The organism is Nocardiopsis ansamitocini, assembly GCF_030268225.1.
GTDB classification, from domain to species: domain Bacteria; phylum Actinomycetota; class Actinomycetes; order Streptosporangiales; family Streptosporangiaceae; genus Nocardiopsis_D; species Nocardiopsis_D ansamitocini.
Genome location: NZ_BSQG01000019.1, coordinates 1 through 14,086, shown reverse-complemented (window position 1 = coordinate 14,086; position 14,086 = coordinate 1). Strand labels below are relative to the sequence as shown.

General features: G+C 68.5%; 1 protein-coding gene. It reads left to right on the top strand.

What is annotated here, in order from left to right; genetic code table 11:
- The coding region (locus tag QSJ59_RS24135) for a coiled-coil domain-containing protein (protein WP_285762073.1) at positions 1-14,086 on the top strand (14,086 nt) is incomplete at both ends.

The following is a 14,086-nucleotide window of genomic DNA, read 5'->3' as shown; positions in this document are numbered from 1 at the left end:
GCCTGGCACACCCACACCCACACCACCAAACCAGGCACCCGACTCACCCGCGCACTCCTCACCACCTGGACCAACAACCCCACCACCAACCACATCCTCACCACCACCAACCCCAACCCCGAAAACATTTCCAAATTCCAACAACTCAAAAACGCCGCACCCATCCTCAAATACTCCACCGACCAAACCATCCAGGCCATCCTCGACGCCTACCGCGACAACACACTCACCCAACTCGCAAAAAACAGAAAATTCCAACCGAGAGCCGACCTCGACGGCACCGGAAAAAACAAAAGACTCCAAAACTCCGACGACAAAACCGCGTTCCTCGAACAGGTCGCCGCCGCCTGGAACACCCAACGCGATACCAACCCCCAACTCAACACCCTCCTCCCCACCTCCACCGAACTCCCCGAAACCACTTCCGGACTCCAACAACTCAAAAACGCCGCACCCATCCTCAAGAGAGTTACCGACCAAACCATCCAGGCCATCCTCGACGCCTACCGCGACAACACACTCACCCAACTCGCAAAAAACACGAAATTCCAACCGAGAGCCGACCTCGACGGCACCGGAAAAAACAAAAGACTCCAAAACTCCGACGACAAAACCGCGTTCTTCGAAAAGGTCGCCGCCGCCTGGAACACCCAACGCGATACCGACCCCCAAATCAACACCCTCCTCTCCACCTCCACCGAACTCCCCGAAACCACTTCCGGACTCCAACAACTCAAAAACGCCGCACCCATCCTCAAGAGAGTTACCGACCAAACCATCCAGATCATCCTCGACGCCTACCGCGACGACACACTCACCCAACTCGCAAAAAACAGAAAATTCCAACCGAGAGCCGACCTCCACGGCAACGGCAAAAAACTACTCCAAAAATCCGCCGACAAAACCGCGTTCCTCGAACAGGTCGCCGCCGCCTGGAACACCCAACGCGATACCAACCCCCAACTCAACGCCCCCCTCCCCAAACCCGCCATATCCCCCGAAAACATTTCCAAATTCCAACAACTCAAAAACGCTTCACCCATCCTCAAACACTCCACCGACCAAACCATCCAGACCATCCTCGACGCCTACCGCGACAACACACTCACCCAACTCGCAAAAAACACGAAATTCAAACCGTTCGCCGACCTCGACGACAACGGAAAAAAACGACTCAACAACTCCGCCGACAAAACCGCGCTCTTTGACAAGGTCAAGGCTTCGTGGAACACCCAACGTTCCAGGGACGCCGCGTTCAACGCCCTCTTCTCGCAGGGCACCGGGGAAAACCCCACCCACAACCAAGCCGGCGGCCCCTCCATCTACACCGTGTTCACGCAGACCGGCGGAACCCTCCAAACACCCCCCGCGCCGGACCCGGCCCCGCTGGAACAAGCCCGCCAGGACGCCGCGCGGGCACACGCCGACCTCCTCCGCCACGAAACCGCACTCCACGAACAGCGCGTCCGCAACAACTGGCCCGAAACCCACCCCCAGGTACAGGCCGGCCTCCTGGAAACCGCGCGACTGCAACGCATCGCCAACCAGGCCGACGCCGCCCTGCACACCGCATCCCAGACACACACCACCAACACCGAACCCGACTCGGCGGTTCAGGCGACGCAAGACAGCCCCACCCTCCACGTCAACATGGCGCGCACCGACCAGGACGACACCGAAGGTTCCCTGCCCCCCGAGCAGGAAGAAGCGTTCACGACCCGTTTCACCGAGGCCCGGACCACGGCGGACTCCTTCAACCAGCGGATCACCCGGGCGGACAGCGCCCGCGCCACCGCTGAAACCACCGTGGGACAGCGAGAGATCGCCGCGAAGAGTGCCCAGGACGCGACGGCTGAGACGACAGACCGGCTCACGGCGGCCGAGGAAGCGGTCACCGCCGCCCGCCACCACCGGGACGCCACCGCCAAGCGCCGTGACGAGGCGGTCGAGAAGGAGAACGAGGCCCGCGACGACCAGGAGACGTTCGCGGACCGCGCACGGCGGGCCGAGGAGTCCGCGCGGCTGCGGGTCACCGAGCGGCAGGACACGCTGGCCACCGCGCGCGCCCGGGTCTCCACCCGGGAAAGCGAACTCGCCGCCGCCGAGGACCGGCTCGCCGCCGCCGAGGACCGGCTCATCGCCCGGCGGACCGAACGCACCGAGGCGGTCCAGCGCGCGAACGAACGCGCGAACCGCACCACTGACTCGAGCAACCGCAGGAACCGGAGCGGCAGGAGCGAGCGCGGCAGCCGGGAACCCGGCCTGGCCGACGCCTACGACAGGCTGTGGGACGCCAGCACCCGGTTGACAGAGGCCCGGGGAGAGGCCCGAGTCGCCACCGACCGGCTCGCCGAGGCCACCCGCGAGGCGGGCACCGCGCAGACGCGGCTCCAGCGGGAGGAGCGCCGGGTCGCCGACATCTCCGCGCGCGAGCAGCGCGGCCGCGATCGGGTGCAGGAGGAGCTGGACCGGGCGCGGAACACGGCCGAACGCGCCGCACGCGACCACGCGCGCGCCCAGGCCCACCTGGTGGCCCGGGAACTGGATCAGCAGGACGCCGCACGCGAGGACCAGCAGGCGTACTCCAGGGCCTACCAGGAGACGGTGCTCCACCAGCAGGCCGTCGTGAAGGCCGCCGAACTCCGCGCGCAGGCCGCCGAACTCCTGCGCGACCGCACCGCGGCGCGGGAGGAAGCCCTCCGCATCCGCGCCGAACACGAGGCCGCCAAGGCGACGGCCCTGGAGAACGCCCGCGACGTCGCCGGAATCCGGGCGGAAGCGGCCCGCCGGCAGGCCGAGGCCGCCGAACGGGCACCGGTGCCCGAGGGGGAGGAGGCCGCCCGCGCCCAACGGGTCGAGGACCTGCGCAACGCGGCCGAGACCGCCAGACAGAAAGCCGTAGACCTGCGCGAACGCGCGGAAGAAGCGCGCGGGGAAGCCGCGTCCGCCCAGGAACTGGTGACCCAGCTCCACCGTGAGCTGCTCGACCGCCGCGAGGCGGCCGCCCGGGCCACCGCCGAGCACCTCACCGCGAGACAGGAGTACGACGGTCGGTCCGAGGAGCGGAACCGGGCGCAGAATGGACTGGCCGCGCGCAAGGCGGCCATCATCGCGGAGCACCAGCAGACCCAGCGCGACGAGGGGGCCGCGGACCAGCTGTTGGAGTCGCTGGGCGTCGACCCCTCGGACGCGGACGCCGCCGCCGTCGACTCCGGGGCCTACCCGCGCCGCCTCGACCACATCCTGGGCAGTGAACTGCTGGAGCACCAGCGTGTCCTGCTTCGCCCGGGCGGCGACGGCACCCGGGGCTTCGACCACGTGCTCGACCACGTCGCGGTCGGTCTGCCCGACGGTGCCCGCGAGACGTTCCGCACCGAGTTCAGGAAGAACCCGTACCCGTTCTTCGGCAAGCGCGGCAAGGCCATCCGCATCGGCGACCAGACCGCGACCCTCCGGTTGTCCTCCGACGAGAACCACTGGGTGCGGACCGGCAGTCTGCCCGCCTCCGGCCGCTCCACACCGGACCTGTTCAACAGCGACACCGTCGGACGGAAGACGGCCCACTCCGAAACGGTGGGTGAGAAGACCAGCCGGAGCCTCGGCGGATCGGTCTACATCAACCCGCTGCTGGTCGAGGGGGACGGCGGCGTCCGGATCGGCCCGGCCATCGTCCCGATGGCGCAGATCTCGACCAACCAGCCCTCGACCAGTGAGACCGTCAAACAGGACACCGCCGTCAAGAGCGAAGCCGTCATCGGCGGGCGGGCGGTGGGGTACAGCACCGACCTGCGCATCACCCTGACCGTGCACGACGACCAGCCGGACAACGCCCAGGCGGGCGACGACCAGGCCGCCGCGTTGGACGACGTCACGACCGCGGTCGTCGCCGACGGCCTGGCCATGACCGTGGAACTGGGCGACCGCGCCTCCGCGGCCCCCGACCGGATCGTGCTGCGCGATCCCTTCGACCCCGAGACCCGGCCGGAGGCAGGTACCGAGTTCGCGACCGGCAACCCGGGAATGCGCCTGGGCGGGGGGCACCCGGCGAGTGTCGGCGACATCCGGCACGGACGGCGCGGCACGCGGGGTGCCCGGCTCGCAGACTGGGTGGTGGACCACCTGAACCAGCCGCGCCCCCGGACGCGGTTCGAACGGTTCAAGGACGCGGTGATCCCCGGTTTCATGCGCGGCCCCCGGACCGACCCCCGCCATTCCGAGGCGACCCGCGAACTGCTGTCCGAGGAATCGGTGCGCGACCACCTCTCCACCATGACCAGGGGCCCCGTCCACCTGGAGGTCCGCGACGACACCGGGCATCCGCGCGTGGTCAAGATGTGGTCGGTGCCCACCGAACTGAACCGGCTGCCCGACGCCCCCGCGAAACTCGATCTGCCGAACACCGTCACCTCCACCAAGGAGATCGACTCCACCTACCTGCGCAGCAGGTCGTGGGCCCTCGGGTTGGGCAGCGGGTTGATCGTCCAGGTGGTGAACAACATCTTCCGGCTGGACATCCCCACCTTCGACTACCGCTACGACAACAGGTTGACGACCGGGGACGGACGCACCAGCGGCGGCACCACAGGCAAGATCACCCAAACGGGTGACACCGCGATGTACGACGTCAACCGGACCTTCTACCTCCAGTTCGACGGCGAGGACACCCCGCACCGCTTCACCGGCGACGCAGTGGAGATCCTGGGGGTCGACGACGCGCGCCTGCTCGCCGACCCCGACGCCGACCGGGGCGACGCCCTGGCCCGACCCGACCACACCCCCGCCTACCCCCACCTGGGCTCCGACCGCCCCGACCACTTCGGCGGGACCCCGATCCGCGGCATCACCTGGGCGGACGGAAGCCAGTACGACACACCCGCCGCCGACGGCGACGGGCAGGCCCCCGCGCCCCGCACCCTCTTCGAGGCCTACGCACAGCAGGTGCTCGACGGGATCGCCCGCAAGTACCCGGGCATGGTGGTGCCCGACCTCTCCCGCGCACAAGCCGACTACGCGCTGCGCCCCGACGGCTCCTCCCGCGAGGGCGCGTTCTTCACCCGGGAGAAGCGCTTCCAGCGCGACCACGCGGTGGCGCTGTACAACACGGCCAAGGTCCTGGAGCAGATCTCCGAGGCGAACCTGATGGGGCGCCCCACCGACTGGATCAACGACGGCATCGACATCGACCTGATCGACACCGCCCTGCTCAACCCCGACGTGAGCAACCTGGACCGGCGCGACCCCGGCAAGGAGGGGTGGATCCCCCCGGAGACGGTCACCGTCCGGTTGACGGCGACCCCCCGTGACCGGGAGTTCGGCGGGACGGTCACCAAGAACCACGTCTCCACCACGGGAGCCGACGCCACTGGACGGCGGCGTATCGAGGAACGCGAGAGCGCCCACTCCTGGACCGCCCGGGTGCGTGCCGTCTTCCGCGACCTGGAGCACCAGGACCCGCGTACCATGGCCCGTTTCCAGGCGGGCGGCGGCGTGCAGGCCCAGTACAAGACCGTGTCCACCACCGGCCTGGAGACCGGGGTCAGGGACATCACCGAGGCCGCGTTCGCCGACAAGGGCGACACCGACGTCTGGCGCTACGGCCTGGACCTGCACGCCGAGATGGGCAAGTTCCGCAAGACCGACGACCTCGGCCCCGACGCGCGGGCCGAGGCCGCCGGAAAGCGCACCGGGTACGACGGCCACCGGGTGGACCTGCTCACCGACGCAGCCGGCAACCCCGTGCGGCTCCAGGGGCGCATGGAGATCGAGAGTCCCGCCAACGACCACCCCGAACCCGGGACCCCGCCGCGCGCGCAGAGCCCCGACCAGGAGCAGGGGACGTCACTGGACCTCACCCCCGCCCAGGTCAGGAACATCATCGCCGGCGAGCACCCGCCGGTCGCCGACGCCCGCCAGCCGGAGGCCGCGGCGCTGGACACCATCCCCACCTTCACCGAGGGGATCAGCACGCGGGCCGGCGACTCCACGCTGCGCCAGCGCCTCCACACCATCCTGGACAGCGCGCCCGGCCTCCAGCGCTTCCTCAAGAGCCGGGCCGGGCACGGGTTCTACCCGACCCACTACTCCAACGAGGGCCTGAGCGCCAACTCGGCGAAGCTGTTCTCCGCACCGGGGCACCGGTCGCGCAACTGGATGCGCGACTTCATGCACAGCGGCCGGCACACCACCGCCCTGCACGCCGAACGCACCGGGGTCGTCTTCCACGACCCGCGCACCGACTCCACCCTCAAGACCACCTCGGGGCACAGCACCACCGTCTCCATCAGCCAGGGGACGAGCAGGACGCGGGGCATCGAGGGCGAACTGCGCGGGGTCGGCAACCCCAACCCCTCCATCCAGGAGCTCAAGGACGCCCAGAGCGACAACGACCCCAACAAGGGCAAGCTCCGGACCACCCAGGCGAACCGCCCGGCACCCCAACTGGTCTGGAACTTCCTGAGCAAGGCGTGGACCACGGGGACCTCGGCCCCGCGGAACGCGGCCTTCACCAGCAAGACCAGTTTCACCCCGCAGGGCGGGGTCCGGCCCTACACCGCCGACCTGCTCCTGACCCAGTCCGCGGAGATCCGCCGCGACCTGGACCTGGCGGTGAACGTCCCCCGCGCACCCAGGAGCGGGGACTACCGGGGCCTGCAGACCACCATCGAGAACGCCGAGTTCGGCTACGCACCCCTGCACTCCCTCTACCACCAGGGCCTGGTCAACGACCGTTACCACGACGACAGGGTCGGCCCCCAGGACAACCCCCGGCTCGACGCCCGGAACTACCGGGTGCGCCCCGGGTTCGAGGGCCAGGGCCAGCACCTGGGGACCTCTCCCCGGGTCCCCGACGCCCTCGGCGGGAGCGCACCCGGCACCCCGCCGTCGGCCGGCGGCCGACTGGCCGACCGGCTCCGCCGGGACAACTACGTGCTGACCGGCCGCAGCCGCGAAGCGCTCCTGCGCGAGATCAGCGCCCACCTGACCACGCGCGGCACCCCGACCTCCGTTCCCGTCCGCCTGGAGGCCCAGACGAGCCGCCTGTCCTCACGGGCCGAACTGCGCAACCAGACGCGCGAGGGCTCGGTGACGGTGGAGACCGTCCGCGGCCCCGCCCGGGTGGTCCAGCTGGGCGGCAAGGCGCTCACCGAGCACGAGAACTCCCTCAGCGCGTCCTCGGGCACCACGAACAGCTCCACCACGACCACCGGCACCCGCGCCGAGATCATGCCGATGATCCCCACCCCCACCCCCGGGGGAGGGCGGCCCAAGGACCTCCCCGACGAACTCGACCCGAACCGCTTCACCAGCGTCGGGCCGGCACCCGGTGTCAACGCGTCCTCGTCCAAGACGACCGCCCTGACGGAGAGCGAGACGTCCTCCCCGTCGTGGACCACCGAGCTGACCGGGCCCTACGGCATCGTCGAGACCCCGGCGCACATCCGGCTGACCGTGGAGTACGGCAGGCACCGCTTCACCGTCGAGGGCGACCACTCCACCGTCAAGGAAGCCTTCTTCTCCGGCTACCTCGTCCCCGACTCCGACACCGCGGCCGTCCCCGACTCTCCCGCGCCCCAACGGCACGACGCACCCGCGCGACTCGACGGAGCCATCCGCGCGTGGCGGGAAGGCGTCCTGGGGGAGGCGGAGCCGCCCCCCGCCGCGCACATCGCCCCCCTCACCGTCCAGGATGGCGGCCGCCGGGTCCTGGACGCCTCCTACGCCGCCCTGGCCACCGCGAACGGTTGGCGCCACACCGGACCGCTCACACCCGCGGCCGTCGCCTCCGCCAAAGCCTTCCTGGTGGACAAGGCCAAGCTCGACCCCGCCAACGACCCCATCGCCTCCGGTGTCAACGAGGACTCGCTGAAGGTCCTCCTCGTGGACGCGGCCTCCGGTGACGGCAGCTCCATGGTCGACGCCGGGCGCACCAAGTGGACCCTCGGCGCGTTCCCCGACACCCGCCGCGCCACCGTCATCGACGTCGCGGTGGACTCCGCCCTGCGCGACTCGACCAGCCCCAGCACCAGCCGGTCCGAGAACACCACCCAGTCCTCCACCGGAGGGGCCTCGTTGCCGGTGCGCCCGGCCGGGTGGATCGGCGACCCGCCGAGCAGCACCCCCGAGCACGGTGTCGCCCTGGGCGGCCACGTCGGGCCGGCCGCCGAGGCGTCCAGGTCCGCCGGACGCACCGACGAGCGCACCGACAGCGCGCCCACCGACTCCCGGGCATCCGGCTCCAAGCGCTCCTACCTGGTATCGGTGCCCACCACGTGGGCGGTCGCCGCCGAGCGCCCGCACCGCGAGGTCGCCGGGATGGGCCGGGCCACCGGGCACGGGATGGCCACGGCGGAGTCATTCGTGACCTCGTGGATCAGCGAGGACGACGCGCGCTCCCTCGGCCTCCTCGACGGCGAGCGGACCGACGCCGAGGCGTGGGACAGGGTCGCCACGGCCCAGGAGGAACTGGCCGAGGCGGAGAAGGCCTACTACGAGGAGCGCGCCCGGCTGGTGCCGCTCGTCGCCGAACTCGCCGCCGCCCCCGACAGCCGACGGGCGCGTGAGGACTACGACCTCCAGGAGGCCGTCTTCACCGACGCGCGAACGGACTTCGAGGAGAAGTTCGCCGCGTGGCACGACGCCCACGAACGGGCCCGCAACGGTTTCCCCGGCACCGGGCCCGAGCAGGGGCCGGGCACCGGGCCCGAGCAGGGGCCGGGCACCGGGCCCGAGCAGGGGCCGGGCACCGGGCCCGAGCAGGGGCCGGGCACCGGGCCCGAGCAGGGGCCGGGCACCGGGACCGAGCAGGGGCCGGGCACCGGCCGGGGGCCGGGCACCGGGACCGACCAGGGGCCGGGCACCGGCCGGGGGCGGACCGGCAGGCCCCCCCTGCCCTCCATCCCGGAGTCCTCGACGAACCCCGCCGCCTTCCGCTCCGAGGCGGACGTCCCGTCCCCTGACGCCCCCGCATCTCCGACCTCCCCCGAGAACGCAGACAGGGCCTCCGAAGCCGAAAACAGTCTGTGGTCCGCACTGTCCGCACTGGAAAACGAAAACGGGTTCACGCCCCCTCGATACGTCTCCCTCGTCAGGGAGAACATTCCTGGAACCATTTCAATGGACGAGGTGCTCGGATATCTCGAGAACTACTACCAGCTCCACCAAAAGAACCGGTCATTCGATTCCGTTTTCGACTCGCCCGCTGAGGAACAATCCACGCTCGCGCTGACCGACCACCTGCGCGAAAACGGCGCACTGCGCCCCGTCATGGAATCGTTTATCTCTCAAATCGGGCACCGGAAACCACTCACGGAACAGGCATGGGACTCCCTGGTCAACCCCGCCCGCAATTCCGCACCGATTCCCGACCGGCTTCTCACCGCATTCGGCAGTGAACCCGGTCAGGTAAAGAGATTCACCGTGGGGGGCGACTCCACCTCCTTCGGGGCATCCATACGACAGCTTGAGGCGAACCCGGGTTCCCCAGAGAAGACGCGGCATCCGCGTCTGGAGTGGAACCGCACCACCACCACGGACAACGGCCGTACCGTCGACGCGGTCGAGGTGGTGCTGCGTCTTCGACGCCGGTTCCCCTGGTCCTCCGAGGCCGAGTCCGTGGCGAAAGCCGAGCAGGCCCTCGTGCGTTCCCTCGAAGACACCATCAACAAGGGCCGCACCGTCACCGACTCCCACGGCACGACCCATAACCTGCCGTACACGTTGCGTGACGCGGCTCCCAACGACCAGCGACAGCCGCTGGGGCCCTCCCCGGTCCTGCGTCTGCGGGTGGAGATCACCGACCCGGGCACCGACGGCCCGCCGGCACACGCCGACCTGGAATGGAGCCGTGTTCCGCACCGGTTCGGCGCACAAACCCACGAGGAGGCCGCACCCGAGATCCTCGCCTGGTTCGGGCTGACCGAATCCGGGGAGTCCCAACTCGCCCGAGAACTCGACCAGGAGCGCAAGGAACAGGACCGGAAAGCCCGGGACAACGGGAGGCAGGGCACGGAAGGCGACCGGACGGAGCGGGCCGGCAGCCGACGGACCCCGCCACCGGCACGGGTCACCCCGGTCTCGCTGGCCCGGCTGTCCGAGCTGACCGCGGGCCTTTCGAGCCCTCCTGCCCCTGTGCACTCCGACCTCGTCACGGTCGGGCGGTGGGAGGACAACCGCAGCACCGTGCCGGTGACCACGATCGGGGTGGACAGGACATCAGGGACGTCCGGCGTCGACGTCTCCTTCCGCGACCCCAAGCGGACCACCGTGGTGGCGCGGCCCCTCGACACGGAACTGAAGAAGGACGACGAGGTTCCCGTCACGATTCCCGGGCAACCGGGCGAAGGTTCGGAGGGTTTCTACCCCGCGAGGCTTGAGACGTACGCGAACTCCACCAGCATCGACGTACAGCTCGTCCCCGTCTCCCCGGCCCGGACCGCTACGGGTGAGGGGGGCACGCAAAACCCGGCGACGGCGCCTCCCACCCACGTGGCGGAGGTGACGATGCGTCTGCGCTTCGACACCGACAAGCTCGCCAAGGCCGCCACCGCCCTGTCCACGAAGGCGGACAAGAAAGCTCCGAATCCCGCGGACGTCCAGCAATACGTCGCCGAGCAAAGCCGCCAAGCCCTGGCGAAGACTCAGCAGGCCCTCGACACGGTCGTCAACTTCCGGCACCGCCTGTCGAACGCGGACGGCACGCCCGGCCCGCAGCTGCACTTCCGCATCCTGGACGCCGACACCGACACCGACACCGACACCGGAACAACGAACGGAGGAGTCACCTGGCTCCCGTCCGACGCGAAGGGGGGAGTCCCTCGGAGCAACTCCGGCAGCTGGGCGGTGGACGCGACAGCCGGGGTGCTGGCCCACGAAGCCCTGCACCGGGCATTCGGGTTCGTCGACAACTACCGGGAGAGCGCCAAGGACCTGGCCGGCGGCAGCGTGTTCCGCACCCGGGCCGGTTCCTCACGCGTGGACGGGGCCCGCAACAACATCATGGGCGGCGGGGCGAACACTCCCGTCTACGGCCTGCGCAAGCACCACCTCGACGTAATCGGAAACCTCCTTCGCCCCGCCCTGGAGCGTCCGGTGGACGGCGTCGGCGGCCCCATGCCCTACACCGCCCCCCACCGCATCGCCGACCTCACCGTGAGCGAACTCGGCGGCCTCCTCGACGGACTCGACATCCACGGGAACGGGGACGCCCCACGGAGCGCGGCCTCGATTCTCACCACGTACCTGGGCAAGGTGTTCAGCGGTCTGACCGTCCCCGTTGATGCCGCCGGGTGGGACCCCGCCTCCGCCCTCACCGCCTACTACGACCACCACGTCCGCGGCCAAAGCCTGACCCACGTCAGCGAAGGATCCAACCCCAGCCGCGACCACACCCCCGCACAACGCGAAACCGCGCTCACCACCATCTGGAACACCTGGCACAACGCCGGACTGCTCCAACCCGCCCTCGACCGACTCACCACCCTGGGCATCACCACCGACCCAACCGGATCGACCGCCACCGCACCGACAGCGCCGGCACCGGCACCGTTCAGGACCGACTCCGACCCCTGGCAGGACTCCCCAGCCCCCGCCCCCAGCCCGAACGACGACACCAGCGACCCCGACGCCATGAACGTCGACTGGACCGACCCCGACACCATCGCCTACAACGACCCCGACTACTACGACCTCGACACCCTCGACCTCGCCTCACCCACCAACGACGACCTCCCCCTGCCCTCCTTCCTCACCGACGACCCCGGCCCCTCCACCGACCACACCCACGCCATGGACACCGACGACATGTCCTGGCTCACCCCCGACGACTCCATGGACTGGGCCACCCTCGCCCACGACATCACCACCGACCTCAACACCGGCTTCGACCCCGGCTTCGGCATCGACCCCACCCTCACCACCACCGACACCGCCTGGGCCACCTTCGCCACCGGCACCGGCTTCAACCCCACCGACACCTACCTCGCCCCCACCACACTCACCACCCACGACACCACCACCCCCGAACCAACCACCAACCCCACCAACGACACCCTCTCCGACTCCTCCGATAACGAGGCCGCCGCTCAAACCCCGCGCCCCGACAAGGGCAAGAACCGCGCCACCCAACCCCTCTACACCGCACCACCCCACCCCTTCACCCCCCAAGAAACCGCCGCCCTCACCCACAACAGCTTCACCCTGCCCCCCAACACCCCCACCGACCTCGACACCGCCTGGGCCCTCTACCAACACCACCACCAAGGCCACACCCCCCACACCCTCACCAACCACAACTTCCACCCACCAAAACAAAACCCCAACACCCTTAGGTGGACGGCCACCCCCAACCCCACCTACGGCGACAAACGCGCCTGGCTCGAAGAAACCTTCACCACCTGGGAAAACAACCCCACCACCCGAGCCATCCTCACCACCCACAACACCAACCCCGACCACCGCACCACCACCCCCGACACACCCACCCACCTCACCACCACCCAAGCCCACCAACTCCTCCAAACAGCCACCCACCACAACCCCACCCCCGCCCAGGTCTACGACGCCTGGCACACCTACACCCACACCACCAACCCAGGCACCCGCCTCACCCGCGCACTCCTCACCACCTGGGAAAACAACCCCCACACCCAAACCATCCTCACCACTTCCAGCACAGAAACCCCGAGCACCCTCAATCCTGCCAAAATCCGACAACTCAAAAACTCCACACCCCTCCTAAAACACGTCACCGAAAAGCCCATCCAGAAAATCTTCAACGCTTACAAAAACAACACCCTCAAGCAACTCGCCGAAGACCAGACCTTCTACCCGATAGTCGATCCCGAAGGAAACGGAAACAAAAAACGACTCACCACAACCGGCGAGAAAACCGCGTTCCTCGACAAGGTCACAGCAGACTGGCGCGGCAACCCCACCCTCCGCACCCTCCTCCCAACTCCCAGCACAGAAACCCCGACCGCCCCCAGCACAGAAACCCCGACCGCCCCCAGCACAGAAACCCCGACCGCCCTCAATCCCGCCCAGATCAAACAACTCAAAAACGCCACTCCCATCCTCAAACACGTCGCCGACAGAACCATCCAAAAAATCTTCGACGCCCACAAAAACGGCGCCCTCCCACAACTCGCCAAAGTCAAAAATTTTCAACCGAAAGCCGACCTCGAAGGAAACGGAAACCAAAAACCACTTCAAAGCTCCGCCGAGAAAACCACATTCCTCGAAAAGATCGCAGCAGACTGGCACGCCACCCCTGAACTCCGCCCCCTCCTCCCCACTCCCAGCACAGAAATCCCGACCGCCCTCAATCCCGCCCAGATCAAACAACTCAAAAACGCCGCACCCATCCTCAAAAAAACCAGCAGTCGAATAGTTCAGAGAATCTTCGACGCCTACCAAACTAAAACTTTCCAAAGACTTTCTCAAAGCAAAAATTTCTACCCGAACGCCATCCTCGACAGCACCGAAAAAAGCAGACAACTCAGAAAATACGAAGATAAAAAAATCTTCTTCGACCAGGTCGAGGCTTCGTGGAATGCCCAACGTTCCAGGGACTCCGCGTTCAACGCCCTCTTCTCGTCGCACACCGGGGAAAGCTCCACCACCTACGCCGGGCCGTCCATCTACACCGCGCTCACCCACACCGGCCCCACCCCCACCCCGGGTATCGACCCCACCACCCCCGCCACCGCCGGCCGCTCCCCCATCCAGGCAGCGCAGCGTGAGGTCGCCGCAGCCAACACCGCCGTGGTGCGCTACGAAACCACCCTGGAAAACACCCGCATCGACCGCGGCCTCTTCTACACCGACCTCAACTACCTCGGCTCCATGGTCGTAGCCGCACAACTACGCCTGGACGCCGCCCACGCACAAACCCGCCTCGCCCAAGCCGAAACCCACGACGCCCACAACGACACCCCCCTCGCACAAAACCGCGCCACAACCATCACCGAACACGCGGCCGCAGAAACCCGCACCGCCCAAAACGACCTCGACACCGCACACACCGCCTACCAACAAGAAGGCGGCACCTACACCCCCGACAACACCCCCACCACCACACTCATCCCCA